Source organism: Pedobacter yonginensis, assembly GCF_003173595.1.
Classification (GTDB): Bacteria; Bacteroidota; Bacteroidia; order Sphingobacteriales; family Sphingobacteriaceae; genus Pedobacter; species Pedobacter yonginense.
In genome coordinates this window covers 896360-922637 of record NZ_QGNZ01000001.1, presented here as the reverse complement: position 1 = coordinate 922637, position 26278 = coordinate 896360, and the positions used below count along the sequence as shown (strand labels likewise).

The 26278-nt window shown below is 37.0% G+C and carries 26 protein-coding genes and 1 tRNA gene; 16 read left to right on the top strand and 11 right to left on the bottom strand.

Features of this window, described 5'->3' with window-relative positions:
- The first annotated feature begins 540 nt into the window (after window positions 1-540).
- Together DHW03_RS04020 and DHW03_RS04015 are read left to right on the top strand one after the other, a co-directional pair.
- On the top strand, window positions 541-2700 hold the full coding sequence (locus DHW03_RS04020) for an FUSC family protein (protein ID WP_109924436.1): 2160 nt from the start codon (window positions 541-543) through the stop codon (window positions 2698-2700).
- A 115-nt stretch (window positions 2701-2815) separates the two neighbouring features.
- Window positions 2816-3226, top strand: a complete 411-nt coding sequence (locus DHW03_RS04015; protein WP_109924435.1) for an organic hydroperoxide resistance protein — start codon at window positions 2816-2818, stop codon at window positions 3224-3226.
- Between the two features lie 64 nt (window positions 3227-3290).
- Here the strand turns inward: DHW03_RS04015 and bioB are convergent, their stop codons facing one another.
- From bioB to DHW03_RS03995, 4 genes are all read right to left on the bottom strand, one after another.
- Window positions 3291-4292 (bottom strand): biotin synthase BioB, encoded by a 1002-nt coding sequence (bioB, locus tag DHW03_RS04010; protein ID WP_109924434.1) that lies wholly within the window; start codon window positions 4290-4292, stop codon window positions 3291-3293.
- A 44-nt stretch (window positions 4293-4336) separates the two neighbouring features.
- Complete coding sequence (mgtE, locus tag DHW03_RS04005; protein WP_109924433.1) at window positions 4337-5686, bottom strand: magnesium transporter; 1350 nt, start codon at window positions 5684-5686, stop codon at window positions 4337-4339.
- A gap of 74 nt (window positions 5687-5760) precedes the next feature.
- Window positions 5761-6882: a magnesium/cobalt transporter CorA gene (gene corA, locus DHW03_RS04000; RefSeq protein WP_165825357.1), complete on the bottom strand. Its 1122-nt coding sequence runs from the start codon at window positions 6880-6882 to the stop codon at window positions 5761-5763.
- Between the two features lie 3 nt (window positions 6883-6885).
- Window positions 6886-7497, bottom strand: coding sequence for a WbqC family protein (locus tag DHW03_RS03995; RefSeq protein ID WP_109924432.1), 612 nt, complete (start codon window positions 7495-7497; stop codon window positions 6886-6888).
- 39 nt (window positions 7498-7536) lie between these two features.
- Between DHW03_RS03995 and DHW03_RS03990 the strand changes: the two genes are divergently transcribed.
- Window positions 7537-8409: a lysophospholipid acyltransferase family protein gene (locus DHW03_RS03990; protein ID WP_109924431.1), complete on the top strand. Its 873-nt coding sequence runs from the start codon at window positions 7537-7539 to the stop codon at window positions 8407-8409.
- 5 nt (window positions 8410-8414) lie between these two features.
- Window positions 8415-9428 (top strand): glycosyltransferase family 2 protein, encoded by a 1014-nt coding sequence (locus tag DHW03_RS03985; protein ID WP_109924430.1) that lies wholly within the window; start codon window positions 8415-8417, stop codon window positions 9426-9428.
- 258 nt (window positions 9429-9686) lie between these two features.
- On the opposite strand, the gene aroQ is transcribed toward DHW03_RS03985, so the two are convergent.
- Window positions 9687-10109 carry a type II 3-dehydroquinate dehydratase gene (aroQ, locus tag DHW03_RS03980; RefSeq protein WP_109925001.1) on the bottom strand — a complete coding sequence of 141 codons (423 nt, stop codon included), beginning with the start codon at window positions 10107-10109 and terminating at the stop codon, window positions 9687-9689.
- Between the two features lie 61 nt (window positions 10110-10170).
- Between aroQ and xerD the strand changes: the two genes are divergently transcribed.
- Window positions 10171-11070, top strand: coding sequence for a site-specific tyrosine recombinase XerD (xerD, locus tag DHW03_RS03975; RefSeq protein WP_109924429.1), 900 nt, complete (start codon window positions 10171-10173; stop codon window positions 11068-11070).
- On the opposite strand, the gene prmC is transcribed toward xerD, so the two are convergent.
- Window positions 11071-11919 carry a peptide chain release factor N(5)-glutamine methyltransferase gene (prmC, locus tag DHW03_RS03970; protein ID WP_109924428.1) on the bottom strand — a complete coding sequence of 283 codons (849 nt, stop codon included), beginning with the start codon at window positions 11917-11919 and terminating at the stop codon, window positions 11071-11073.
- A gap of 81 nt (window positions 11920-12000) precedes the next feature.
- On the opposite strand from prmC, the gene ribD reads away from it, so the two are divergent.
- Genes ribD through DHW03_RS03950 form a run of 4 tightly spaced genes read left to right on the top strand, consistent with a single transcriptional unit; the run spans window position 12001 to window position 15439 of the window.
- On the top strand, window positions 12001-13053 hold the full coding sequence (gene ribD / locus DHW03_RS03965; protein ID WP_109924427.1) for a bifunctional diaminohydroxyphosphoribosylaminopyrimidine deaminase/5-amino-6-(5-phosphoribosylamino)uracil reductase RibD: 1053 nt from the start codon (window positions 12001-12003) through the stop codon (window positions 13051-13053).
- Window positions 13053-13922: a DMT family transporter gene (locus DHW03_RS03960; protein ID WP_109924426.1), complete on the top strand. Its 870-nt coding sequence runs from the start codon at window positions 13053-13055 to the stop codon at window positions 13920-13922. The genes ribD and DHW03_RS03960 overlap by 1 nt, the downstream gene beginning before the upstream one ends.
- Window positions 13909-14523, top strand: coding sequence for an IMPACT family protein (locus tag DHW03_RS03955; protein ID WP_109924425.1), 615 nt, complete (start codon window positions 13909-13911; stop codon window positions 14521-14523). Before DHW03_RS03960 ends, DHW03_RS03955 begins: the two co-directional genes overlap by 14 nt.
- A 55-nt stretch (window positions 14524-14578) precedes the next feature.
- Window positions 14579-15439, top strand: coding sequence for a nucleoside phosphorylase (locus DHW03_RS03950; protein ID WP_109924424.1), 861 nt, complete (start codon window positions 14579-14581; stop codon window positions 15437-15439).
- Window positions 15440-15799: 360 nt separating this feature from the next.
- Here the strand turns inward: DHW03_RS03950 and DHW03_RS03945 are convergent, their stop codons facing one another.
- Together DHW03_RS03945 and DHW03_RS03940 are read right to left on the bottom strand one after the other, a co-directional pair.
- Window positions 15800-16198 carry a DUF1398 domain-containing protein gene (locus DHW03_RS03945; protein ID WP_109924423.1) on the bottom strand — a complete coding sequence of 133 codons (399 nt, stop codon included), beginning with the start codon at window positions 16196-16198 and terminating at the stop codon, window positions 15800-15802.
- A gap of 2 nt (window positions 16199-16200) precedes the next feature.
- On the bottom strand, window positions 16201-17247 hold the full coding sequence (locus DHW03_RS03940; protein WP_109924422.1) for an aldose epimerase family protein: 1047 nt from the start codon (window positions 17245-17247) through the stop codon (window positions 16201-16203).
- A 173-nt stretch (window positions 17248-17420) separates the two neighbouring features.
- Here DHW03_RS03940 and DHW03_RS03935 point away from each other — a divergent pair, with 173 nt between their 5' ends.
- From DHW03_RS03935 to DHW03_RS03925, 3 genes are all read left to right on the top strand, one after another.
- On the top strand, window positions 17421-17951 hold the full coding sequence (locus DHW03_RS03935) for an RNA methyltransferase (protein WP_109924421.1): 531 nt from the start codon (window positions 17421-17423) through the stop codon (window positions 17949-17951).
- 319 nt (window positions 17952-18270) lie between these two features.
- The gene (locus DHW03_RS03930; protein WP_165825356.1) at window positions 18271-18933 is read left to right on the top strand and encodes a YdeI/OmpD-associated family protein; all 663 of its coding nucleotides are present in this window, start codon (window positions 18271-18273) and stop codon (window positions 18931-18933) included.
- Between the two features lie 235 nt (window positions 18934-19168).
- A complete protein-coding gene (locus DHW03_RS03925) occupies window positions 19169-20473 on the top strand; it encodes an OmpA family protein (RefSeq protein ID WP_109924419.1) in 1305 nt (434 codons plus the stop codon).
- 85 nt (window positions 20474-20558) lie between these two features.
- Here DHW03_RS03925 and DHW03_RS03920 read toward each other — a convergent pair whose 3' ends face one another.
- On the bottom strand, window positions 20559-21857 hold the full coding sequence (locus DHW03_RS03920) for a DEAD/DEAH box helicase (RefSeq protein ID WP_109925000.1): 1299 nt from the start codon (window positions 21855-21857) through the stop codon (window positions 20559-20561).
- A gap of 334 nt (window positions 21858-22191) precedes the next feature.
- On the opposite strand from DHW03_RS03920, the gene DHW03_RS19250 reads away from it, so the two are divergent.
- The 3 genes from DHW03_RS19250 to DHW03_RS03915 all read left to right on the top strand — a co-directional run bounded on the left by DHW03_RS19250 (window position 22192) and on the right by DHW03_RS03915 (window position 23764).
- On the top strand, window positions 22192-22353 hold the full coding sequence (locus DHW03_RS19250; RefSeq protein WP_165825355.1) for a hypothetical protein: 162 nt from the start codon (window positions 22192-22194) through the stop codon (window positions 22351-22353).
- A gap of 5 nt (window positions 22354-22358) precedes the next feature.
- Window positions 22359-22430: transfer RNA gene (locus tag DHW03_RS19245), tRNA-Met, on the top strand.
- Window positions 22431-22735: 305 nt separating this feature from the next.
- Window positions 22736-23764, top strand: coding sequence for a S66 peptidase family protein (locus tag DHW03_RS03915; RefSeq protein WP_109924418.1), 1029 nt, complete (start codon window positions 22736-22738; stop codon window positions 23762-23764).
- A 7-nt stretch (window positions 23765-23771) separates the two neighbouring features.
- On the opposite strand, the gene DHW03_RS03910 is transcribed toward DHW03_RS03915, so the two are convergent.
- The gene (locus DHW03_RS03910) at window positions 23772-25085 is read right to left on the bottom strand and encodes a nicotinamide mononucleotide adenylyltransferase (RefSeq protein WP_109924417.1); all 1314 of its coding nucleotides are present in this window, start codon (window positions 25083-25085) and stop codon (window positions 23772-23774) included.
- 169 nt (window positions 25086-25254) lie between these two features.
- A complete protein-coding gene (locus DHW03_RS03905) occupies window positions 25255-25689 on the bottom strand; it encodes an Hsp20/alpha crystallin family protein (RefSeq protein ID WP_109924416.1) in 435 nt (144 codons plus the stop codon).
- A 68-nt stretch (window positions 25690-25757) separates the two neighbouring features.
- Between DHW03_RS03905 and DHW03_RS03900 the strand changes: the two genes are divergently transcribed.
- On the top strand, window positions 25758-26246 hold the full coding sequence (locus DHW03_RS03900; protein ID WP_109924415.1) for an acyl-CoA thioesterase: 489 nt from the start codon (window positions 25758-25760) through the stop codon (window positions 26244-26246).
- The last annotated feature ends 32 nt before the right edge of the window (window positions 26247-26278 follow it).

Here is a 26278-nt window from a genome sequence, read left to right as displayed (position 1 = left end):
TTCGTGAAAATTTATTTCCAACTGATTCCTTCCGTAAAATTCTTCAGTTTTCCATAATTTCTGTTAGGTCTTGCGATTTTCTCATTTTCCCATCTTTCGATTTCAAAATGTATATTCTTACTCGGTTTAACCCTTTCTGAAATGATCGTTTTCCTGCTGAACATATCCGAAACATTTCCCTTTCGGTTCTTTATTTCTTTTGGATTGTTTTGTCAGAATTCAAAGTACTTCGTATTTGATATCATCTAATTTAGTGCTAAAAGGCTTACTCGTCAAGAAAAAGTTAATTGTTTCTTTTAACATTGTTATCCACCTAATAATCAGTGTTGTTAACAATTCAAAAATCAATTAACGTCCATCAAAGCTTACATGATAAGTTTTTTGAACTTTGTTAACATTTCGGCGTAACGGTCTTATTAACAGGTATATTGATTTTAATATGGAATCGTTGATTCATTTTCTGCTTAAAATTCCAAAATCTGAAAAAAAGTTAATTTAAAATGCCAACAAAAAGCATAGCGAATATGTTATTTTTGTACCATGCAGATTAGGCAACCCATTAGAAACATACAAGATTTTTTATTGAGTACGTATTTTGCCGATGGCTTGCGCATAACAATTGGCGTTTTACTCCCCTCTCTTATTTTGGCGCAGTTTGGTTTGCTTAAGTATGGAATGACCCTCTCGCTTGGCGCTTTGTGTGTAAGTGTTGTAGATAGCCCAGGACCTATGGTGCATAGGCGCAACGCGATGTTGATTACCACTGTTCTCATTTTCGTATTTTCCATTCTTACAGGCCTAACAAACAAAAACCATTACTTTATTGGCTTTTTGCTCGCCGTTTCAAGTTTTATATTCTCTATGTTTTACATTTATGGTGTTAGGGCTGCTGCAATTGGGACGGCCGTTTTGCTCATAATTGTTTTAAGTATTGATGACATTCGCCCTTGGCATGATGTATTAATTCATGGCTTAATGGTTCTTGCTGGTAGTTTGTGGTACACCGCATTAAGTTACTTTGTTTATCGCCTTAGGCCATTTCGACTTGTTCAGCAATCGTTAAGCGATTCTATTTTAGAGGTTGCAGAATTTTTAAGAGAGAAGGCAAAGTTCTATCATCAAAATAATAATTACGATAAAACCTATGCAGATTTACTTCAATTACAAGTTTCAGTACACGAAAAGCAAGATGCAGTGCGAGAACTGCTTTTTCGCACGCGCGAGATTGTAAGAGATTCTACCCCGGAAGGGCGATTTTTGCTATTGGTTTTTGTTGATATGGTTGACTTGTTTGAGCAGGTGATGTCCACCTATTACAACTACCAACAATTGCACGATCAGTTTGATAAATCGGGCATACTACCAGATTATGAAATGGCGATCAAGAGAATTTCTTACGCCTTGGATGATATCGCTTTTGCACTAAAAAGCGGTGGTAAACCTACCGTTTCTAAGCGGTTATTGATTGAAATTGAACGCCTCAAAGTAAAAATAAATGACTTGGAGCGAAACAATACGAACCAGGAATACAATACCATCGGCATCATCGCACTGAAAAACATTGAGGTGAATATTGAAAATATTTTATCTCGTGTTAAAACCATTTACAGTTATTTTAAGATTCGGAACAGTAAAGACATCCGTCAGGCTGAAGTTGATACAGAGAAATTTATTACCCGACAAAAATTCGATTTTAGTTTATTTACAGAGAATTTGACTTATGGTTCTTCTACTTTCAGACATTCGTTAAGGGTTACTGTGGTGATGCTTTTAGGATTCGTTGTATCGCAACTCCTTAATTTTTCGCATAGTTATTGGATTTTGCTCACCATTCTGGTGATTTCCAAACCTGGATTTAGTTTGACGAAAGAACGAAATTATCAAAGGTTAATCGGCACAACTATAGGGGCTTTTGTGGGTATGGCGGTAATTACTTACATCCATGATAAAAATACCCTATTCGCCATTTTGCTATTTTGTATGATTGGCTGCTACAGTTTTCAACGAAAAAACTATGTGGTAAGTGTGCTGTTTATGACCCCATATATTTTGATCCTATTCGATTTTCTTGGTATGGGATCCATCGCGCTAGCAAGAGAAAGAATATACGACACGTTTATTGGTTCTGGAATTGCGCTTTTAGCCAGTTATTCGCTTTTCCCAACTTGGGAACACGAAAAAGTTAAGGAGGCCATGTTAAACATCCTTAAGGCAAATAAGGCCTATTACGCACAGGTTGTAAAATTATACTTTGATAAAAATTACAATAGAACGGAATATAAATTAGCGAGAAAAGAGGTTTACGTAAGTACAGCGAATTTGGCATCTTTATTTCAAAGAATGTTTTCTGAACCTAAGAGCAAGCAGCTGTTCATTAAGGAAATCCATCAATTTACCGCTTTAAGTCATTTGCTGTCTTCGTACATCGCTACCTTATCTCTTTATAATAAGGAACATCAATTCACTTTTGAAAGCTTCGATGCGCTGAAACCAATTTCTAACAATACCGATTATCTTTTGGATGTATCGATAGAAAATTTGCTACAAGGTAAAAATACGATTGAGAATGTTCCATTAATCAGATTAACGGAAACCGGAATAACGGTTATGAAAGGCGAAGATTTAATACCCGAGCAATTTGATTTGATTCAGAAAGTGGCTTACGATATTTACAAATTGTCGGTAAAAATTAAACTTTAAACTCTTTAATTCTGTACCACACTTCATTTGAAGTGTTTGTCTTCATGATTCACAATGTCCATAATTTAAAACAAAGGGTATAACTCGTTTGTTAACCTGCATTAAGCAAAAAATTATGGAAAAGTTATATACTGCCGAAGTAACGGCAACGGGCGGAAGAGACGGTCATGTAAAATCAAGTGATGGTATAATCGATTTTGAATTGAGAAAACCAAAAGAACTTGGCGGCCAAGGCGGGGCAACTAACCCTGAAGAATTATTTGCTGCAGCTTGGGGTCCTTGTTATTTAGGTGCTTTGGGTTCTGTAGCTGAGCGTGAAGGTGTAGATGTAAGTGAAGCTTCGGTAAATGTTTTGGTGTCTTTTAATAAGGATGGCAACTCTTTTGTTTTATCTGCCGACTTAGATGTGCATATCCCAGGCATTTCTCACGAAGAAGCTCAGGCAATTGCTGAAAAAGCACACCGGGCATGCCCATATTCTAAGGCGACAAAAGGAAATATTGAAGTGAGAGTTACTGCGGTATAGTCACAAGTATTTTTAAAAAGAAAAAGCGATCAATTGATCGCTTTTTCTTTTTTATGTAATTGGTTTAAGCCATTTCTTCTGCAATTTGGGTATTGGCTGGGCGACCGTTTTTAAAGGCATCGCGGGTTTTTAAGCCCAATAACTCGAACATGGCCATGTCATCAACAAATGCTGGATTTGGCGTGGTTAACAATTTATCACCGGCAAAAATAGAGCTTGCCCCTGCCATAAAACAAAAGGCTTGTTCTAATGTACTCATTTCATTTCTTCCTGCTGACAGACGTACAATAGAGTTAGGCATAACGATGCGTGCAGTTGCAATCATTCGTACCATATCCCAAATCGGTACGCGAGGCTGGTTTTCTAAAGGTGTTCCTTTTACGGGTACCAATGCATTAACGGGAACAGATTCTGGATGTTTTTCCATGTTGGATAGCGTTTGCAACATCGAAACGCGATCTTCAACCGTTTCACCTAAACCAATAATTCCACCGCTACAAACTGTAAGTTTTGCTTTGCGAACGTTTTTTATGGTATTTAAACGATCATCATACGTTCTGGTGGAAATAATTCTCTTGTAGTCATCCTCTGAAGTATCGATATTATGATTGTATGCATATAAGCCGGCATCTGCTAAACGTTGTGCCTGATTTTCGGTAAGCATTCCCAAGGTACAGCAAACTTCCATGTCCATTTCGTTTACCGCTTTAACCATTTCAATAACTCGGTCAAAATCACGGTTATCTCTAACTTCTCTCCAAGCAGCACCCATACATAAACGCGATGCACCACCTTCTTTTGCCTTAACGGCTGCGCTAACCACTTGGCTAACCTGCATTAAAGGTTGAACTTCTAATTCTGTATGGTAACGGGCCGCTTGTGGGCAGTATGAACAATCTTCGGCGCAACCTCCTGTTTTTATGGAGATTAGCGAGCTTACTTGCACTTCATTGTAATCTTTATTTTCTCTGTGGATGGTTGCGGCTTCGTAAACCAAATCTAAAAATGGTCTATTGTAAATTTCTGATATTTCTTCTTTGGTCCAGTCGTGTCTTGTAGCTTGCATATTGGATCAGTATTGTTTTTTATTGAGTACTAAATGATCAAATTTTATAGTAGTAGTTTGCTGGCTAAACCCAAAATTAGGAGGAAGCCAAAAACATCGGTAAAAGTAGTAATAATAATAGATGATGCAATGGCCGGATCGATACCAACACGCTTCAAAATTAAGGGGATCCCTGCTCCTGTTATGCCCGCAATAACCAAATTGCCCGTCATAGCCAAAAAGATCACCAATCCTAGCATTGGGTTTCCATCAAAGAAGAATGCGAAAATAAATACGATTAAACCATTTGCCGCGCCGTTTATTAAGCCGACTGTAAATTCTTTCAATACAGTTCGATAAGCTTGTTTATCTGTCAAATCGTATAATGAAATACGCCTAACGGTTACCGCTAAAGCTTGTGTGGCCGCGTTGCCACCCATACCGGCTATAATGGTCATGTAAGCGGCTAAAGATGGAATGAGTTTAATTGTAGGGTCAAAATAGCGCACTACAGATGAAGCCAAAAAGGCAGTACCCAAATTGATAATTAACCAAGGTAAACGCGATTTTACCGCCTCAACCCAGTTACCACTAAGCTCTTCATCTTCAGAAACCCCAGAGATTTTCAAGATATCTTCGGTACTTTCTGCTTCCATCACATCGATAACATCATCAAAGGTTACTCTACCCAATAACTTGTGCAACTCATCCACAACGGGAATACTGGTTAAGTTGTACTGAGAAATCAGATTGGCCACCTCTTCTTGATCTGTATCTGGGCGCACATACACGGCATCCATTTTTACCAACTCGGTAATTTTGGCATTATGCTTTGCTTTTATAATGTCTTTTAGAGAAACAATCCCTTGAAAAATGTCATGATCATCAACGACGTAAATGGTATAAAATTCTTCCATTTCTTCGCTTTGGCGGATAATTTCATCAATTGCATCCTTTTTGGTTAGGTTGATGTTGACACAGATTAGATCTGTATTCATCAAACCACCAGCGGTTTTTTCGTCGTAGGTTAAGAGGTTGCGGATATTCGATGCATCTTCCTCATTAAGATCTTCCAGAATTTCTTTCTGCTCGTGGTCTTCGAGTTGAGAAATGATGTCTGTTGCATCATCATAATCCAGTTCTTCAACAATTTCTGTACGCTTATCCGGATGGAGCTGGAAAAGTAAATCCTCAGGATGGGATTCTTCATCCATTTCCGAAATAATTTCCGAAGCTATCTCTGCGGGAAGGATATTGATAATGTGTTGCTGCTCTGCTTTATCCAGCCTTTCGAAAAGAATGGCAATTTCGGAGGCATGATAATCTGCCAAAACCTCCTTTAGAGTTTCATCACCAGCTAAAATTGCATTTTTAACCTTAAGTACGTCGCTTTTATCTATTTCGAATGATTGCATTTTTAACCGAGCCAAAAAACTTGTTAAAGCTACTAATAATTGGATATAGTTTTAAAGCATTTCTCAGTTTTAAGTTACTTAAACCAGCCCCTACGCCAAAAATATATCACTTGAACGATGGCGATAATGACCATAACTGCCCAAACATAAACATAGCCATGTGGTTGGTATAATTCTGGCATGTTTGCTGGCAGCACTTTTCCGGTAACGGGGTCTTCTCTGCTAAAATTCATTCCGTAAATCCCCGCAATAAAAGTAAGCGGTATAAATATGGAGGATATGATGGTGAGCACCTTCATAATCTCATTCATTCTGTTGGAAATTATAGATAAGTTCATATCTATATTGGCAGAAGCAATTTCCTTTAGCGACTCTATAAAATCAATAATTTGAATGCAGTGGTCGTAAGCATCTTTTATGTAAGTTTTGGTAAGGTCTGAAATGAGGTCGCTATCGCTCCTTAAAATATCGTTTAGTTTATCTCTTTCCGGCCATGCAACCTTTCTAATCATAATAAGAGAGCGCTTAATTCCTTGAGTATCATACATAATCCTTTTATCTGGATTATCAAATAGGCGATCTTCTATCGCATCCAATTCTTCGCCCCAATAATTTAACAATGTGAAATAATTATCGATGATCACATCCATAATCGCGTACATTAAATAGCTGCTTCCACCGATGCGGATATTTCCTTTTCCAATTTCTAAGCGTTTTCTAACGGGATTAAAGCAATCTTCATAATTCTCCTGAAAGGTGATCAGGCATTTTGAGGTGAGAATGAATGAAATTTGCTCATTGCACAAATCATTCTCTTCGTTTAGGTACAAATGCCTACTCACGGCAAAAACATACTTATCGGTATCATACTCATCCAGCTTGGGGCGTTGGTAAGAGCTGGTAATGTCTTCCAAAACCAACCTGCTGATGTTTAATTTAGAGTTTAGCGTTTCAAAAATACTAGGATCGGCTAGGCCTTTTATATCAAACCAATAATAAAAATCTTTATTTTGAGTAAGCTTATCAATATCGTTGATATTTTTAAGTTCGTCTTTTTTATACGTGTCGGCGTTGTAAGTATGTAGCGTAATAATTGGTTTCAGGGCACTATCATCTATAGCATACAAGCCTGGACTTGTACCAGGTTCGGGAACTTTATAGTGCTTATGTCTGCTGCGCGGCTTGTTTTTAGCCATAACTTATAAATATAATTTGGCCTGTGGACCTTGATTAAAGAGTAAATCGACTATGCTTAAATTCGGCAAGAATTGATGCCTATCTTCAAAAACCTGAAAGTATGGCTTATTGTTTACAATATCTTCCGTTTTCTTCGGATTCATCATTCCGCGATAATCTAAATCCTTTTCAATATCATCTAGGTATTCAGCTGTGCTATTGAGTTCGATATTCAATTTTAGCTTCTTTAGCAACCATTCTAAAATTTGTGTATTGTAATCGAATAGAAATTCGAACTTTTGATTGTAAAAGGGAGCAAGTTCATCTTCATAAAATTCGAAGTAAGCCGAGCTTCTGTAACAACTTTCTAGGCTTAACCAATGCAAGCGTTGCCAATTGAAATCGTAGCTAATCCGAATATCTTTCATTATCGTATGTGTTTTAGCACCTTTTACCAAGGGAACAGTAATGTCTAATTTGCCGTTTGGCGAATAGATACTTGCCCTGTTTCGGTAGGTTTGTTTAACCAAGTGCTCATACTTTTCGATTAAAATATCAGGGCTTAGTTTTTGTAATAGACTAAAATATCCAACTGGTGGAAGATAAAATAAGGGAAGTATAGCTGTATTTTGCATTTGAAGATTTATGTTTGTAACTCAAACGTTTTAAAAATAATGATTAAAAGAGGGATTGCGCACGTTGGTGTATTTTTTTTGTACCTGTTATCGTTGCTTCCTCTATCTGTTCTGTTTTTTTTTGCAAGATTACTATATTATCTTCTTTATTACGTAATTGCTTATCGAAAAAAGGTAGTTCGGCAGAACTTAATTAATTCCTTTCCTCAAAAATCATTGCCGGAAATTATTGTTATCGAGAAAAACTATTTCAAATATCTTGCGGAACTGATTTTCGAAATTGTAAAACTCACCACCATTTCAGAACAGGAAGTTTTAAAGCGCGTAAAGTTTAAGGGACTTGAACAGTTAGAAAAGCATTTTAAAACCGGTGAAAGTGTTTTGGCTTGTACCGGGCACTATTGCAACTGGGAATTGGGAACACTTGCCTTGGGTCTTAAAATTTCTGCCAAAACAATGGTGATATTTAAACCCATTAAAAATAAAGTGTTCGAAGCTTGGTTTGATGGTTTGAGAACAAAATATGGCAATATATTCATCGCCATGCGACAAACCTTGCGGGGTATGGCGGCTTATAAAAATGAACCTACGCTTTTATGTTTTGCTAGCGATCAATCGCCAACTAGAGAGGAAACCAAGTATTTTGTTGATTTTTTGCACCAACCCACTCCCGCCCTGCTAGGAGTCGAAAAAATTGCCAAGTCAACCAATCGCCCTATTTACTATTTTAAAGTAAGCCGGCCAAAACGAGGCTTTTACAATGTTGAGGTATTGCCTATGTGCCTCGATCCATCTAAAACGTCTGATTACGAGATTACCAATTTACACTTCCAATTTTTACAAGATATTATAAACGAACAGCCCCAATTTTGGCTTTGGAGCCATAAGCGCTGGAAATTTAAACCCGAATAAATTCAATGAATCCATCAGTAGCCATCGTAATTTTAAACTGGAACGGTAAAGCGTTTTTACAACAATTTTTACCCGGGATTTTACGTACAGAGTATGATAACTTACAAGTCATTGTTGGTGATAACGCCTCAACTGATGATTCTGTAGCATTTCTGAAAGCCCAGTTTCCATCCGTTAAGATTATTCAAAACAGTTTAAATTATGGCTTTGCAGGGGGCTACAATAAAGTTTTAGAACAGGTTGAAGCCGATTATTTTGTATTACTGAACTCTGATGTAGAGGTAACACCAAACTGGATTAAACCTGTTATCGATTTAATGGAAAGTGATGCACAAATTGCTGCGGCACAACCAAAAATTAAATGGCAACTGAATAAAAAACAATTTGAATACGCAGGTGCTGCGGGTGGCTATTTAGATATTTATGGCTATCCATTTTGCAGAGGAAGGCTTTTTAATGTTTATGAATTTGATAGCGGACAGTATAATGAAGCGAAAGAAGTTTTCTGGGCCAGCGGTGCTGCCTTCTTCGTTAGAAGCAACTGTTGGAGAGAAACAGGTGGCTTAGATGCCGATCTATTTGCGCACATGGAAGAAATAGACCTATGTTGGCGTTTGAAAAATTTAAATTATAAGATTCTATATTGCCCAGACGCCGAAGTTTACCATGTTGGCGGCGGCACGCTGCAAACCGAAAATCCTTTTAAAACCTACCTAAATTTTAGAAATAACTTAATTATTATGCAGAAAAATTTGCCGAAAGGTGATGCTGTGTTTCGCATAACATTAAGAATGTGGATTGATTTTATTGCCTGGTGGCATTTTCTACTTACTGGCAAACCAAAGTTTACTTTAGCCGTTAGCAAAGCGCATTTTCATTTTGTTAAATCAATATTTAAAACTGCAGCCAAGCGGAAAGCCACTCAGAAACCTTATTTTAAACATGCTGGGGTGTATAGCAGTAGCATTGTTTGGGCCTTTTTTATTAAGAAAATCAAGTATTTTTCTAAGCTTAGTTGAGCTGCCCATTTATCTAGTTTACAAGTATTGGTGGTTGAATCAGGCATTCTTATTGGTTTTCAATCCCTTTCCTAACGCACCTAAAACTTTAATTGATTCACTACAATTGCAAATTAAACTCGATGGCACGGAAAGCCGCTATTTTTCATAGCGCTTGGAGATACAGCGGGGCCGAACTAAACCGAAGTACTACGGCTATTGCTTTTCAAAATCTTTAATTTATAAACTCCTTACTAAAAAGAAGGCTAGCTTGAAAAATTATGGAGCAATTAATAAACTTTCAATCGCTAAACGATAGCCTTTCATCCCGAAACCGGTTAACACCCCTTGGCAATTCTTTCCTGTTAAGGATACATGGCGATAATCTTCGCGAGCGTAGATGTTAGAGATATGTACCTCAACCACAGGAGTTTTGATGGCGGCAATCGCATCGGCGATGGCAACGGATGTATGAGTATAACCTCCAGCATTGAGTATAATTCCATCGTAAGAGAAGCCTACTTCGTGCAGTTTGTTGATAAGCTCTCCCTCCACATTACTTTGGTAATAATCAATTTCGATGATGGAATAAATGCTTTTTAGTTCCTTGATATAATCTTCGATACTGGTATTTCCGTAAATAGATGGCTCCCTCACCCCCAAAAGATTTAAATTAGGCCCATTAATAATTTGTATTTTCATATGCTGTTGTACCGTTAAATGTTGTAACGTTGCAATGTTATAAAAAATCTCAAATAAAAACATGCTTTGGTCACCATATCTTAAAGGATTTAAATCTTATTTGCAATTGGAGCGATCGCTTTCTGGAAATTCGGTTGAGGCTTATTTGGGTGATATTGATAAGCTACAACAATATTATCTATCCATAAACCGTGCGCCTGGAATTACCGAAATCAACACCTCAGATCTGAAAACATTTATTTCTTGGCTGAACGATTTGGGCATGCAGGCCAGCACACAAGCCCGGGTAATATCTGGACTGAAAGCTTTTTTCGGTTATTTAATGATTGAGGATGTAATTCAAAACAATCCATCTGCCCTGATTGAAGCACCAAAATTAAGCAGGAAACTGCCCGACACATTAAACATTTACGAAATTAATGGACTTATTGAAGCCATTGATGCTTCTAAACCTGAAGGTATGCGAAATAAAGCCATAATTGAGGTGCTTTATGGTTGCGGATTAAGGGTAACGGAATTAACGGAACTCAAAATTTCAAATCTATATCCGCAAATTGAATTTATAAAGGTGCTTGGTAAGGGCAATAAAGAAAGGTTAGTTCCAATTGGTGGCGTGGCGCTAAAATTTATTGACCTTTATCTAAAGGAAGTTAGGGTGCACATGAATATAAAGAAGGGAAACGAAGATTTCATCTTTTTAAATCGCTTTGGGGCTAAGCTTTCGCGCATTTCGATTTTTAATTTGATTAAAAGCTTAGCGATAGCAACTGGACTGAAGAAAACCATAAGTCCGCATACTTTGCGCCACTCTTTTGCCACACATTTAATTGAAGGCGGTGCCGATTTGCGGGCCGTGCAGGAAATGTTGGGCCATTCGAGCATTACCACAACCGAAATTTACACGCACATTGATCGAGATTATTTGAGGGAAGTAATCACTCAATTTCACCCCAGATCTTAATTATCGGTTGACTAAAACTTTCACCATCCGATCTTTTCCTTGCATATCTTTTCTTAATTCAATGGTATCTAAGCCCTTGTCTTTTAGCATGTTTAGGGTTTCATCACCCAAATATTCGTTAATCTCAAAATACAAAAGTCCATTGTTGTTTAAGTTGGAAAGGGCAAAATCCGCAATCTTACTATAAAAAATAAGGGGCTCATCATCCGTTACAAATAAAGCGATGTGTGGTTCGAAGGAAAGTACATTTTGATGCATGGCTTCTTTTTCTAATGCCCTGATATATGGAGGGTTACTCACAATTACATCAAACTTTAAGTCGGTTTTATAGGTTAAGATGTCGGCCTCAATAAACTTCACATCGGTATTAATCATGTTGGCATTTTCTTGGGCGGTAGCTATTGCTCTGCTCGAAATATCTATTGTAGTAACTTTAACCTGAGGAAGATATTTTTTAATGCTGATCGGGATACAGCCTGAACCCGTTCCAATATCTAAAACCTGAATATCTGCCCTCCCCGCCAAATCGTGGATTACCCAATCTACCAATTCTTCTGTTTCTGGCCGGGGAATTAAAACATGCTCATTTACCTTAAATATAGAACCATAAAAATGCGCCTCGCCCAGAATGTGTTGAATGGGCTTTCCTATTTTTAAATCATTTAAGATGCTGAGGAGTTTTTGGAAATCGATAAAAGAGAGGGAAATATCTCTAATCATTTTCAATTTACTTGGCGATAACTTCAAGACATTTTCGGCCGCAAGGCTAAATAAAGCCTTGCTTTCATCAATATCGTAAATCTCCTCAAGCTCCAATTGGAAATGCTCTTCTAGTTCTCCTATTCTCATTGATGTAAAATTAACGATTTGAAGTGATATCGAGTTTATTTTAACCTACCCATCTTCCATTTTTTACTACTTTTGCTTTTAATGACTCACGAATTTTATATTAAACGATGTTTGGAGCTGGCCGTGCTGGGAATTGGAAATGTAAGCCCAAACCCGATGGTGGGCTGCGTAATTGTTGTTGATGATAAAATTATTGGTGAGGGCTACCACCAAAAATATGGCGAAGCACATGCAGAACCAAATGCTGTGAAAGCCGTTATTGATCGATTTGGAGCAGATGCAGAAACCCTTCTGCAACAAGCCACTGCATACGTAAATTTAGAGCCTTGTGCCCATTTCGGAAAAACACCCCCTTGTGCCGATTTATTCGTAAAGCACAAACTAAAAAAAGTAGTTATTGGCAACAGAGATCCATTTTCTGGTGTTGATGGCAAGGGCATTGAAAAATTAAAAAATGCTAGAATTGAGGTTGAAAGCGGAATTTTAGATGAGGAGTGTAAATATTTTAATCGGAGGTTTTTTTCTAGAATACAAAAACAACGCCCTTATATCATTTTAAAGTGGGCCGAAACCGCTAATGGTTATTTTAGCACCCTAGATGGTCACCAGAAGTGGATTAGCGGTGCCTTAGCCAAACGTTTAACCCATCAATGGCGTACTGAAGAAGATGCCATTTTAATTGGCAAGCAAACGGCAATTATGGATAATCCACAATTAACCAGCAGAGAATGGCCTGGTAAAAACCCCGTTCGATTAGTTATTGACAAAGACTTGCAGGTTCCGCAAAGTAACCACATTTTCAATAGCGCAGCCAAAACCATCATCTTTAATGAGGTTAAAACTGATGTGATTGACAATGTTCATTACATTCAGATGGAAGATATGCACTTCTATTTGGCCCAAAAAATAGCATTTCAGCTGTACCTGATGGATGTACAATCTGTAATTATTGAAGGCGGTGCAAACATTTTAAATCAGTTTTTAACCGCTAATCTTTGGGATGAGGCCCGTGTATTCACTGCCCCAAACAGCTGGCCAAATGGATTGCGATCGCCTATTATTAACGGTGAATTACGAGAGCAAATCCATATTGGACTGGATAAACTTTCTATTTATATAAACCATACAATTTAATGATATACATTATTTTAAGTGTTCTTTGTAGTGTAACCGTTGCCGTATTGTTAAAGCTGGCCAAACGATATCAAATCAGCATTATCCAAGCCGTTACGGTTAACTATTTCGCCGCATTGTCATTGTGCTTTCTGTTCTTCAAACCCGATATTAAAGCGCTACATGCAGATGCACCCTGGCCTATTTACATGGGCTTGGCAATATTGCTGCCATCTATATTTTTGATTCTTGCTGCATCCGTTAAAAAATTGGGTATTGTTAAAACGGATATTGCACAGCGTCTATCTTTGTTTATCCCAATAGTTGCTGCCTATTTTATTTTTAAAGAAGAATTTAATGCATATAAGCTTATTGGTTTGGGCATAGGGTTTTTAGCCATATTTTTTACCTTTTTTAGGAAGGAAAAGGATGGCGACCAAACAAACAATTGGTTATATCCAATATTGGTATTTCTTGGTTTTGGTTTTATTGATGTTCTTTTTAAGCAAATAGCACTATTTAAATCGCTGCCTTACACCACTTCCCTGTTCACTGTGTTTTGTTTGGCCTTTTGTGTCTCCTTAATTATTGTGGTGGTCATGCTACTAGCTAAAAAAACCAAATTGCAACTGGTTAATTTGGCCTGTGGCTTAATCTTAGGGATGTTTAACTTCGGCAATATTTTGTTCTATTTGAAAGCCCACCAAGCACTGGCTCAAAACCCATCAACTGTATTTGCAGCTATGAATTTGGGTGTTATTGTGCTGGGTAGCCTGATCGGAATCATCATATTTAAAGAAAAGTTAAGCAAGCTGAATTATGCAGGAATACTATTTGCCTTGGTTGCAATCATTTTTATAACGTTATCTCAGTTGCATGCTATTCGATGATTCTTACAAAACAATTTCCAAGCCATCAGAAGGTGTTTTTCGCGATAAGGGGAGTAAGTTTATAGGTTATGCCTATCCTATTCGTTCGGAAGCGGAAATTAAACCTATAATATCTGGTTTAAGGAGTGAACATGTCAAAGCAAGGCATTTTTGCTATGCCTACCGTTTAACGCCAGATCGATCAATTTTTAGAATTAATGATGATGGAGAACCCTCTGGGACGGCGGGTCGGCCGATTTTGAACTGTCTTTTATCAGAAGATTTGACCAACATTTTAATTGTCGTAGTGCGCTATTTTGGTGGAACTTTATTGGGTGTTCCTGGTTTAATCAATGCCTATAAAATGGCTAGTATAGAGGCAATTAAGGCGGGCACCATAATCACGAAAACCGTTAACGATGTTTACGAGGTGCAATTTGAATACTTGCAAATGAACGATGTGATGAAATTGCTGAAGGAAGAAAGTTTAGACATGCTTTCCCAAAATTTCGATATACACTGCACATTAACTTTTGAGGTGAGAAAAGCACAACTGAATCAAGTTTTAACTAAGTTTGATAAAATAGACGGCGCAAAACTGAAATACCTCAGTACAACGTAGGTATCTGCTTGAGCTAAGTGTTTGACAATTAAAATTTCATACCATACTGAACCCCATGAAAATAGCTGAAAGTGACTTAATCATTAATCCCGATGGCAGTATCTATCATTTAAATTTACTGCCAGAAGATGTTGCCGAAACGGTAATAACCGTTGGCGATCCCGATCGTGTTGGTGAAGTAAGTAAACATTTCGATCGCATAGAATTCAAAAAAGGCAAGCGTGAATTCATTACCCATACCGGTTTTGTTGGACAGAAAAGAATTACGGTGCTTTCCACAGGTATCGGAACGGATAACATTGATATTGTTTTAAATGAACTTGATGCTTTGGTGAATATCGACTTCCACACTCGTGAGGTAAAAACCAATCTAACATCCTTAAACATCATTCGTATCGGAACCTCAGGTGCTGTACAGCCAGACGTACCAATGGGTACAATTTTGGCATCTAGTTTTGGTTTGGGTATGGATGCTTTAATGAATTACTACATCCACGAACTTGCTGGCGATGAACGAAGTTTACTTGATGAAGTTAAAACACACTTTGCACATTTAAAAAACATCCATCCTTACCTCACTTCTGCAAACGACGTTCTCTTAAACACCATTGGGAAAGATATGGAAAAGGGCATTACGGTTACTGCACCAGGCTTTTATGCACCACAAGGTCGGCAAGTTAGGGCGAAAAATGCAGTGTCAAATTTTATAGGCTTAATCAATAGCTTCAAAAGCAATCATAATCGCATCACCAATTTGGAAATGGAAACCGCTGGAATTTATGCCTTAGCTAAAGTTTTGGGTCATAAAGCCTTATCGGTAAATGCTATTTTGGCAAGTCGTGTGAAGTTAGAATTTAGCCAAAACCCCAACAAAATTGTGGAGCAGGCCATTAAAATGGTTCTCGAAAGGATTTAGGTTGCGATAAATGATATAAAATGAGGATGTTTGGCAAATTCCTCATTTTAAAGATAGTACAATTGGGAATAGCAGATACCCTTAAATAAATTTAGTATGAGCGCGTCATGCTGAATTTATTTCAGCATCTTAATGGATGTTTATTTCCTTTAGTCTATCCCCTTTGGCCTTTCTCCTTTAGTCTTTCCCCTTCGGTCTTTCCCCTTCGGTCTTTCCCCTTCGGTCTTTTTTCTTTGGTCTTTTTGCTTTAGTCTTTTCCCCTTTGGTCTTTCTCCTTTGGTCTTTTTGCTTTAGTCTTTTTCCTTTGGTCTTTCTCCTTTAGTCTTAAAAAGAACTCAAGCTAATACACAAAACTGTCGTCTAAACAACCTGCGGAATATTTTCTTTAATCAGCTCATGTCCTTCCGAATCTAAGTATGTACAGGTCATTTCATCCACATCAATTACCCATTTCTCAACGCCAGCATCTGCAGCTTGCTTACAAAATGTAGTAAAATCGGTTTCTCCACTTTGGTGAACACTTAGAGCGTGTTTCAATTTCTCTACGGATGATTCATCGTTGATGACCAAATTAGGGTATTCATCTGGGCTCACTTGCTGCGAGTGGTCATCCCCATCAAAGTAAACTGATAAGCCATTAGAAACATAAACGTCGTTTCGTTTTACACCCAAAGCTTTAATTTCTGATATAAATTTTGGGAAATCGGCCCCTGTTTCTATTTTGGATTCTGCAATTTTAATTTCTTCAATGCTGAACATAATTACTTGTTAAGTGAAACTTTGTAAATGGTTGTTTGCGTGTATAAGTCTTCCGGACGTAAAATGGTTGATGGAAATTCTGGAATGTTAATCCCATTTGGATGATGTTGAGTTTCTACACAAAAGGCATCAAAGCCATTATAGTCTTTTCCGCCTTTTCCATTCTTAACACTTAAATACTTAGCGGTATATAAATGCGCTACAGGTTCGGTAGTGTAAATACTTAATGTTAAACCGCTTTGCTCCTCATTTGTTTTGCTTGCTAAAGATAAATCTCCATAAATCTTATCCAAAACAAAGGTTTGGTCATAACCATAATCCGGATTCCAGTTTTGATCTAGGTATTTAGCTTGAGTAAAATCAAGCGGAGAATCTTTCACTGCAATTAATTTACCTGTAACACAATAATTTTCATCCTGTTCGAGGTAGTTTGATGCAAAAATCTGTTGTTTATGTTTGCCAATATATCCGCCCTCTGGCGCTAGATTAAAATAGCCATGGTGTGTTAAATTAATGGCTGTAGCTTGATCTGTTTCAGCCTCATAACTTAATATAAGCTCATCATTTTCAGTAAGTTCGAAAGTTAAATCCACGATTAAATTTCCGGGAAAGTTTTCTTCACCACCAACACTTTCATATTGAAGCGTAACCAACGATTGTTCCTCGTTCCAATCCACAATATCCCATACTTTTTTATCGAAGCCAAGCAAACCGCCGTGCAAACAATTTGCACCATCATTTTTTTCTAATTGATAGATTTTTTCATCTATTGTCAAGCGACCATCTTTAATTCTATTGGCGTAACGCCCAACCACTGCGCCCAGATACGGGTTGTTTTTTAGGTAATCTTTATCCAGATACTGTTCAAAATCATCAAAGCCAAGAACAATATCCTGCATATCGCCATGCGCATTTTTAACAACGAACTTATTTATTGTGGCGCCATAATTAAAGATTTTTACATAAGTACCTTTGCTATTGGTAAGTTCAATCGCGATGACTTCTTCGCCATCAATAAAATTTCCTGTGGGTGTTTGCTGAATGCTCATAAATTGTAACTTAGGGCTTTGTTTCCTAAACAAACATACTATTATTGTTCGCTTTAATAAATATTTTTGATCATTTGGATTGAAGTATTCTGATTAGGGTAAAAAAAATAAAACCACTGCACTCTCAATCATTGATGATTGAAGTAATTTAGGTGTTTTGGTAAAATTTAGACATGAGAAAATTAAAATTAGACGAGTTAAACCGTCCAGATATCGAATCATTTAAAGCGCAAGAAAAATTACCTGTCATTGCCGTTTTGGATAATGTACGAAGTATGCACAACATTGGTTCGATATTTAGAACCGCTGATGGATTTGCCTTAGAGAAAGTGGTACTCTGTGGCATTACTGCGCAACCACCACACAGAGAGATTGAAAAAACGGCTTTGGGGGCCACGCAATCTGTCGATTGGATTCACTATCCAAGCACTATGGAGGCCATTGATGAACTAAGAACCTTGGGTTACGAAATTGTGGCCATAGAACAAGCCGAGAAAAGCACTATGCTGAATGCTTTCACGCCCAATCCTGATAAAAAATATGCCCTAATTTTTGGCAATGAGGTGGACGGCGTGAGCGATGAAGTTATGGCCAAAATTGATGAGTGCATTGAAATACCACAATTTGGCACCAAGCATTCTTTTAATATCGTGATTTCTGCCGGCATCGTTTTCTGGGATTTCTTTGCGAAGTTAAGATTGTAATTTACCAGCATTCAGAACCTTGAGGGCTCTGAATACAAGCTCTGAAATTTCTCCCTTTCCCTGCGCCCAATCTCGGTGACCATTAAATGATCGTCCTTTCGACCGTAGTGGAGAAATCTTTTAATGTGATTTTTGTTATTGCTTTCAAGGATCTCTGCGTTCCGCTGCGCTCCAGTCGAGATGACGGTTAAGGGAGTTGCGCCTCAGAGATAACAGCGTCGATTAGTTAAATACTATAGTCAAGTGAAATTTGTAACTAGGGTCTTTTTTTGATAAATTGGAGTTTGGAACACTATTAATGATAATTTTTGAACAAAAAATGCAAAATCTCTTTTTAAAAAAACTTCAAATAAAGCCTAATTTCGTTGTTAAGGTAGAAAATGCACCAGAAAATGCAAGTGATATTTTTGGGGAAATTCCCAATGATGTAACCTTCAACTTTGATGGTTCAATGGATTTTGATGCCATAATCACCTTTTCAACCAGCAAAAAACAGCTTCATTTACAGATAGAAGGGAATTTGAGCCGAATACATGCAAAAACTATTTTTTGGGTATTTAGCCCCAAGAAAAATTCTAAAATCGAAACCGATTTAGATTTAATGAAAACATGGAAGGAGCTTGAGGTTTTCGGTTTAGCTCCTTGCGCATCGGCCGCTGTTAACGAAATTTGGACTGGGTTGAGGTTGAAGCTAATTTCTGAAGTGAAACCATCTGGTATGCGTAACGACCACATCAAAACCAATGAGTTTGGTGCTTACATAGATACAGAAAACAAAAAAGTAAAACTTCCAGAAGATCTGTCCGAGGCCTTAATTCCGCATCAAGCAGCTTTAAACTATTTTAATGATTTGGCTTATTCACATCAGAAAGAATATGTGCTATGGATCTTATCAGCCAAACAAGAAAAAACTAGAAATGCTAGAGTGAATAAGGCGCTTGAAATGCTCTTAAGTGGCAAGAAAAATCCATCCGTTAAGTGACAGTTTATCCAACTATTTTCCTGAATGTTTACGATTTTGTACAGTAATCTATCCAATTTCAGGTATGTAAAGTCTGTTGGGTAACATTTTTGTGAAATAATTTTAATATTGTAATTTATTGATTATATGGTGTTTACGACGATTTAACTAATTTTGGCAAGATTTTTTCATGTGGGGGTTAAAACAGTATGACTAGAAAGCTGTTGTATGACTATTATTTACAAAAAATAAAAACATGAATTCAAAAATTACAAAATCAACAATGTTGATTGCTTTATTAGGTTTATCATCACAATTGTTCGCACAGGAGACCCCAACTACATCTGGTAGATTTGGAAAACAATCATTAAGAACATGGAGCGTAGGTGCACATGGAGGTATATTAAGCCAAAACACTTTTCTAGGTGGTGGAAGCGTTGACGCAAGAGAGTTTAAAAGTATTGGTTACGGTGCATTCGTAAAAAAACAAATTTTACCTGCCTTAGGTTTACAAGCAGACTTCCTACGTGGAGACATTAAAACTGCTAACTATACACCAAACGGTACAGTAACTCCAACTAATCTTGAGCAAAAAAATAGCATCTCTTGGTCAGGATCATTAACAGCAGTATTGAATATTGCCAACTTTAGCTTAAACACAGAGAATGCAGTATTAATTCCATACGTAAAAGCGGGTGCTGGTTATATGTCTTCAGATTCTCAAATTGGAAACACTGAAGTATTTAACGCTAGAGAAGGTTGGTTCATCCCAACTGGAGTTGGATTTAAATTTGGTGTATCAAAAGGAATCAATATTGATTTAGGTTACGACATCAACTTTATCAAATCATCTCCAACCGTTAAAAATGCTTATAACGAAAGTAGATTCTCATATGCACACGCTGGTTTAGAATTTGCTTTAGGAAACAAAGAAAACTCTCAATTGCAAAACTACAGTGCAGTAGCAGATTTGCGTAAACAAAGCGCAGAAGAAAGTGCTGAATTAAGAAGAGCATTATCTACTGCTGAGCAAAATGCACAAAGAGATAGAGATCAATATGCTAAAGATTTAGCTGACGATGATAATGATGGAGTAGCTAATAAATTTGATAAATGCCCTGGTACACCTTCAGGAACTGTTGTAGATGGTTCTGGTTGTCCATTAGCTGCACCAACAACTAAAGTTATCAAAGAAACTACGGTAATTACAGAAGCTGACCGTAAAGTGGTTAGAGATGCAATCTCAAACTTAGAATTCGATTTAGGTAAATCAACAATCCGTTCTAAATCAAATGCTACCTTAGATAGAGTTGCTAACCTATTGATTGAGAAAAACTTCAGTTTAAAATTAGCTGGACACACAGATAACACTGGTGGCAGAGAATTAAACTTACGTTTATCAAAAGATAGAGCAGAAGCCGTAAAAGCTTATTTAGTTTCTCAAGGTGCTAATGCATCAAGAATCGAAGCTACTGGTTACGGACCTGATCAACCAATTGCAACCAACAAAACTGCAGCTGGTCGTCAACAAAACCGTCGTGTAGAATTTACATTATACTAGTTGTAAAGCAACACTTAACAAAAAACTCCCGATGAAAATCGGGAGTTTTTTTTTGAACAAAATTTGAAATGATTTGGAGGGGAAATTACGATAGTCCCTTTTTATTTTTATAGGTCATCTTTGCTTTGGTGCCAGCACTGTAGTTGTAGTTTTTTAAATTACTGGCTTTCTTCTCGTGAAAGGCGGCACCACGTTCAGATGAATCATCCTCTTCGTCACCTTTTTTCTTTTTGGGTTTTGGTCCAGCATCAACAATCTTCAATTCTTCAGGCAATTCCATCACCTCCATTCTTTGTCCAACCGCTTGCTCAATTTTTTTTACTTCAATTAATTCAATATCCGTAGAGAAAGTAATGGCAACCACATCTTCATCTGTACGCTTAACAATTCGCTGAATTAAAGTTTCCTTCTGCTCTGGCAATTCCAAATGAATAATAAATGGAATACCCTCTATATTCAAATCCGTTAAATTTTCGTTTGCAACGATAAGGATTCTCGATTCTGGATTCTCTTTAAAGTCCTCAATGTCATCATAACCAGCATCATCAAAAAATAAAGGCTTGTAAATGGTGATTTCGGTCTCGTTTACGTGATTGAAATTTTTGTAAACAGTTTGGGCTGTTAATCTGGTGTTTACAAAAACTAAAACTTTATCAAAAACATCCGCATCGCTTAAAAGCAAAGTTAAAAGATTAAGCTTTGTTCTGAAGTTAGGTACGTGATACAGCATCTGTTGGTAAACTTCAGCCTTCTGTTCCCCAATTTCATCTACCTCAATCGTGGTGGTAGAGTCTTTCATAAAAGGACTTATCATCAGCTTTAATTTCTCATGGATGACTTCTGTAAAAACCACGTGTTGCGATTTATAAGCACTATTTGCCAACTCAACAACAGGCAATTGCAAGCCTTTTTTAACGATTAACTCTGCATTGTCAACAATAAACAACTGTATTTTATTGGTGTTAAGTGCCAATTTTAAGTAAAGCGCTCTAGCTCTATCGGGTACGGCAACAATAATGTCAACACCATCGGTAATTTCATTCATTTGAGTATCAACTGCACCCCTGCTGTCAATTCCAATAATTCTAAATGTATTATTACGGTTTAACAATTTAAACTGTTCTAAAACGTGGTCAACATGCTCTGCATCAGGCACTAATATTAGTGCCCTTGGCGCCTCTTCAAAAGCATATTTCAATTTCATCAGCGTAGCCAACACATAGGTTGTTGTTTTTCCAGAACCTTCCGGACCAACAGCTATAACATCTTGTCCGCCTAAAATGCGTGACATGGTTCTGGCTTGAATTTCCTTTGGGGTTAAAAATCCGGCATCAGTCATGGCAGCAACCAATGGCTTACTGAGTTTTAATTTATCTAAAGACACAATTGTTGTTTTAATATATGATTTGCAAATATCCTTAAAATAATTAGCTTTCAAGAAATCAATTGAAACTAGGAGCTGAAAATGAATAATTAAATTTCCAAACACAGCCTTCTTTCTAAAATGAAGATTCAAGCAAAATTAGTTTTATTATATAATAGCCCACTTATTCCTAAATCCGAGCCCAAAAAATAGTTTATTCAAACGCGAAAATTACATAGATAAAAATAAATAATAAAATAAATACTACTTAATCTATAGATTTAATATAATAATTATATATTTGCTAAACGTTTACGAGGAATAGGTTTAGGTGTAAAACAAAAAGGTTTTAAATATGTCTCTCTACTTTCAATTTCCGGCGATAGATGATTATCCAAATCTTAACCATCAATCCATTAATGAAACCGAAACGGATTTAAATTTCAAAGAGGAAGATCAATTATCAGTTGAACAGATTGCTGAGTTGAAAAATTATTTAACCTTTAAGCAGTTTTAAAATATGGCCAGTTGACCGATTGGAAGGTATGGGTTTCATAAACCTTGGTACAATGGTTCGAATCCATTACTAGGCCGCTAAGTGTAGCTCATAGCACTTAAATGCCTGATTTTTGCTCAAATCAGGTAAACATTTGGTTATCTTATATTTGTTTTGTTGTTAGCAAGGCTATCCGCGATGGATAGCCTTAACTATTTAATTCAAAATAAATAAAACATTCTATTTCCTTATTGGTTAATTAGTTAATTCACATTATACAAATCTATTACAGATTAATTTGTTTGGTTTATGAAAGGGATTTATGGATATAAATCCCTTTTTCTATGATAGGCAAATTGCAATAAATCTTATATTCGCTCTGTCACATCTCAATCTGATTTTAATGAATAGAAAATATTTCCTGTCTTCATTCCTAGTTGCAACAACTGCTATTCCTGCCTTCAAAACTTTAGCGAAAGCAGTTGATAGCGAAGCCTCCCCTTCTTTCAAGATACCACCCTATTTAAAACCCGGCGATACCATCGGAATTACAAGTCCTGCCGGATACATCACCACCGACCAAATTCAGCCATCAGTTTTACAAATGCAAACTTGGGGATTAAATGTTAAAGTAGGTACAACCATAGGAAAGCGCGATTTTACCTATGGTGGAACCGATGATGAAAGGCGTGGTGATTTTCAGCAAATGCTTGATAATCCAGATGTTAAGGCCATTATGTGCGCCCGTGGTGGTTATGGTTTTGTTAGAATACTTGATAAGCTCGATTTTACCCATTTCAAAAGAAATCCGAAATGGATTATCGGTTTTAGTGACATTACCGTTTTACATTGCCATTTGACTAGAAATTATGGCATTGCTTCTATACATTCGAAAATGTGCAACAGTTTTCCAGATGATTGGGCCCTCGCCGAACCCATTCAGGTGGAAACTATTTTGTCGATTAAAAATGCCTTGATGGGCGAAAAGATGACCTACACCGCCCCACTTAACCAAAAAAATAGAAATGGAAAGGCTGAGGGCATTTTAGTGGGTGGAAATTTAAGCATTATAGAAACCTTAGCGGGCAGCGAATCTGATTTGGATACACGCAATAAAATCCTTTTTGTTGAAGATACCGGCGAATATCTATACAGCATCGACAGAATGTTTTGGAATTTAAAACGAAGCGGGAAATTGAAAAACCTAAAAGGGCTAATCGTTGGTGGATTTAAAATCAAACCTGATGATGCTGGTGAAGAATTTGGAAAGACCATTTACGATATTGTTTTAGAAAAGGTTTCAGAATACAATTATCCAATCGCATTCGATTTTCCAGTCGGCCATCAGAGAAATAATTTCGCTTTAAAATGCGGCATTAGGCACACCTTTGAAGTTACCGCAAATGGTTCTGTTTTAAATGAGCTTCCATAGCTACCACTTAAACTGTTTTTACTTCGTCTTCGCTGTAATCCTTAATATCAGTGATGTAGCCATTTATCAATAAAAAATCGAATAGTGGTTTCGCCTCTGGAGTTACGGGCATATTTGCAGTTGTAATCACCTCATTCGTTTTCTTATCCAAAAAAGGATAGGCAAATAAGCGCACGTTTTTGCTAAACATATCGTTTACATAACTCAATAATTGGCCCGAATAATTTTCTCCGAAATTGGTTGAGTTAAATACAAATTTGAGGTTGTTGATGTTGGTGGCTAAGCCTACGCTTTTCGGCTTGCAACGATCTAAATACTTAGCTAAGCGATTATGACGTGTGAAGTTGGATACGATAACGATGTTTCCGGTATCGCACATTTCTTGGGTACGCTTGGCAACGGCCTCTAAATCAACATCATCTGGGGTTTCTTGTGCTTCAGTAAGTACGTTGGTTAATAAAACTTCAATCATTACGGCTAAATTCCCTTCGGCAACTTGATTGGTGCGTTTAAATTGATCGGTAGCTTTATTAAACAAATTAAAGTTAGGCAATGATTTTTGACCGTATTTGGTTCTCAAAATCATAATATCCTTTTTATACAATAAATCTTTAGCTTGACGTGGGTGGGCATCAGAATCGAAAATGGCTGCTGCTGAAAAATCTTTCATAATCATATACAGATTAAGTAAGATGTTGTTGGCATTGGGAAATGCTGGGCCTTTAACCGAAATCAAATCAATTTCAACCGAATCGATTGTTAAATTATCAGCCAAAGATTCAACCATCAATTGCGGATCTTCGTGGTAATAAAATGCTGCATATACGAGATTTACACCAATAATTCCCAGTACACGCTGTTGCATGTTCACATCTGTATCCAACAGCCTTACATGGAAAAATATTTCATTTGGTAAGCCTCCTGGTTCACTTTGGAAACAAATTCCAACCCAACCGTGGGGCTCGTTGGTTCGTTTGTAATTGAGTGTAGTAACTGTATCGGCAAAAGCAAAGAACGTACGGCTTTCATATTTCTCACCAGATAAGCGTTCGTTAAGCAAACTGAATTCGTGATCGAGCATTTGAAGCAGTCGGTTCTGACTTACGTATCTGCCTGAAGCTTCGGCACCATAAATGGCATCACTAAAGGTCATATCATAAGCAGACATGGTTTTAGCAACCGTTCCGGATGCGGCCCCAGCGTTAAAAAAGTTCCTTGAAACTTCTTGGCCAGCACCTATTTCGGCAAAAGTGCCGTAAATGCGTGGGTCAAGATTTATTTTTAACGCTTTTCGCTTCGTATCCAGAATTTCTCTTTCCATTTTGCAAAAATAGCAAAAATCATTAGTTCGCTGGTATTCTTGGTTGATTAGTTATGACGAAACATTAGATGAATACTTAAAAAAATAGGGTTAACGCCATCCAGCATTAACCCTATAAAACCTAAACCTAAAACGATTATGAAAAATCCTCTTTCGAGAAAACCTTTAGTTACGATACTACAATTTCTTTGTGTTGTAATTTGCTATCGTCTTTTTTGCTGATGTTGATGCTTAATATGCCATCTTTATATTCAGCGGTAATTTTATCTCCATCTGCGCTTTCGGGTAAATTAAATGATCTGGCGAATGAGCTGTAATCAAATTCTTTACGGGTAAAATCTTTAGCAGATGCTGTTTCTTCTTTTTTCACTTCGGCCCAAACAGAAAGCGTATCTTTCTTTAAATTAATCTGAAAGTCTTCTTTTTTCAAACCAGGCGCTGCAATGTCAATAACATAAGCACTTTCAGTTTCACTGATGTTCACATTTGGCGATTTGTTGACCATTTTGTTTTTAGTAATGGCATCGCTAAACAATGAATCAAAAACATTGTTAAAGTAAGGTGCTGTGTTGCGGGTTCTGTTGTTAAAATTTACAAGTGTCATATCTATAATTCTTTATTTTTTAATTTGATAATACAGCATATTCAACTTACATACCAATTCAAATATTTATGATTTTTAAGACATTTTGGCAAAAAAAAAGCAAATCAAAAGACAAATTGACAGATATTAGAAGTTTTTCTGATCAATTTAACTATAAAACCAACATTCATCTTCGGTTTATTGATTTCGATTTAATGGGCCACGTAAACAATTCAGTGTACTTCACATACCTCGAAATTGCCCGAACAAAGTATTGGGAGGAGATTATAAAATGGGATTGGAAAAAAACAGGGATTGTAATTGCCCATGCCGAATTGGATTATATTTTACCAATTGTAATGAATGATAAAATTGCTGTTCATGTTAAAACCTCACGCATCGGAACGAGCAGTTTCGATTTAGAATATCAAATTGTGAAAGTTAAAGGGAATGAAGAAATCATTTGCAGCAAAGGCAAAACCGTTTGTATTGCAGTAGATTACACCACCAGCCGACCCACGGCCATTCCAGAAGCTGAAAAGCAAAAGATGTTGGGTTTTGAGCAGCTTTCCAGCTGATTGGTTAACATGAGTTCGGGATAACAAAAATC

What these genes read in the sequence shown, in the direction of transcription:
- DHW03_RS04020 (WP_109924436.1), top strand. Translation starts at nt 541, where the DNA reads ATGCAGATTAGGCAACCCATTAGAAACATACAAGATTTTTTATTGAGT.
- DHW03_RS04015 (WP_109924435.1), top strand. Translation starts at nt 2,816, where the DNA reads ATGGAAAAGTTATATACTGCCGAAGTAACGGCAACGGGCGGAAGAGAC.
- bioB (WP_109924434.1), bottom strand. Translation starts at nt 4,292, where the DNA reads ATGCAAGCTACAAGACACGACTGGACCAAAGAAGAAATATCAGAAATT.
- mgtE (WP_109924433.1), bottom strand. Translation starts at nt 5,686, where the DNA reads ATGCAATCATTCGAAATAGATAAAAGCGACGTACTTAAGGTTAAAAAT.
- corA (WP_165825357.1), bottom strand. Translation starts at nt 6,882, where the DNA reads ATGGCTAAAAACAAGCCGCGCAGCAGACATAAGCACTATAAAGTTCCC.
- DHW03_RS03995 (WP_109924432.1), bottom strand. Translation starts at nt 7,497, where the DNA reads ATGCAAAATACAGCTATACTTCCCTTATTTTATCTTCCACCAGTTGGA.
- DHW03_RS03990 (WP_109924431.1), top strand. Translation starts at nt 7,537, where the DNA reads ATGATTAAAAGAGGGATTGCGCACGTTGGTGTATTTTTTTTGTACCTG.
- DHW03_RS03985 (WP_109924430.1), top strand. Translation starts at nt 8,415, where the DNA reads ATGAATCCATCAGTAGCCATCGTAATTTTAAACTGGAACGGTAAAGCG.
- aroQ (WP_109925001.1), bottom strand. Translation starts at nt 10,109, where the DNA reads ATGAAAATACAAATTATTAATGGGCCTAATTTAAATCTTTTGGGGGTG.
- xerD (WP_109924429.1), top strand. Translation starts at nt 10,171, where the DNA reads ATGCTTTGGTCACCATATCTTAAAGGATTTAAATCTTATTTGCAATTG.
- prmC (WP_109924428.1), bottom strand. Translation starts at nt 11,919, where the DNA reads ATGAGAATAGGAGAACTAGAAGAGCATTTCCAATTGGAGCTTGAGGAG.
- ribD (WP_109924427.1), top strand. Translation starts at nt 12,001, where the DNA reads ATGACTCACGAATTTTATATTAAACGATGTTTGGAGCTGGCCGTGCTG.
- DHW03_RS03960 (WP_109924426.1), top strand. Translation starts at nt 13,053, where the DNA reads ATGATATACATTATTTTAAGTGTTCTTTGTAGTGTAACCGTTGCCGTA.
- DHW03_RS03955 (WP_109924425.1), top strand. Translation starts at nt 13,909, where the DNA reads ATGCTATTCGATGATTCTTACAAAACAATTTCCAAGCCATCAGAAGGT.
- DHW03_RS03950 (WP_109924424.1), top strand. Translation starts at nt 14,579, where the DNA reads ATGAAAATAGCTGAAAGTGACTTAATCATTAATCCCGATGGCAGTATC.
- DHW03_RS03945 (WP_109924423.1), bottom strand. Translation starts at nt 16,198, where the DNA reads ATGTTCAGCATTGAAGAAATTAAAATTGCAGAATCCAAAATAGAAACA.
- DHW03_RS03940 (WP_109924422.1), bottom strand. Translation starts at nt 17,247, where the DNA reads ATGAGCATTCAGCAAACACCCACAGGAAATTTTATTGATGGCGAAGAA.
- DHW03_RS03935 (WP_109924421.1), top strand. Translation starts at nt 17,421, where the DNA reads ATGAGAAAATTAAAATTAGACGAGTTAAACCGTCCAGATATCGAATCA.
- DHW03_RS03930 (WP_165825356.1), top strand. Translation starts at nt 18,271, where the DNA reads ATGCAAAATCTCTTTTTAAAAAAACTTCAAATAAAGCCTAATTTCGTT.
- DHW03_RS03925 (WP_109924419.1), top strand. Translation starts at nt 19,169, where the DNA reads ATGAATTCAAAAATTACAAAATCAACAATGTTGATTGCTTTATTAGGT.
- DHW03_RS19250 (WP_165825355.1), top strand. Translation starts at nt 22,192, where the DNA reads ATGTCTCTCTACTTTCAATTTCCGGCGATAGATGATTATCCAAATCTT.
- DHW03_RS03915 (WP_109924418.1), top strand. Translation starts at nt 22,736, where the DNA reads ATGAATAGAAAATATTTCCTGTCTTCATTCCTAGTTGCAACAACTGCT.
- DHW03_RS03910 (WP_109924417.1), bottom strand. Translation starts at nt 25,085, where the DNA reads ATGGAAAGAGAAATTCTGGATACGAAGCGAAAAGCGTTAAAAATAAAT.
- DHW03_RS03905 (WP_109924416.1), bottom strand. Translation starts at nt 25,689, where the DNA reads ATGACACTTGTAAATTTTAACAACAGAACCCGCAACACAGCACCTTAC.
- DHW03_RS03900 (WP_109924415.1), top strand. Translation starts at nt 25,758, where the DNA reads ATGATTTTTAAGACATTTTGGCAAAAAAAAAGCAAATCAAAAGACAAA.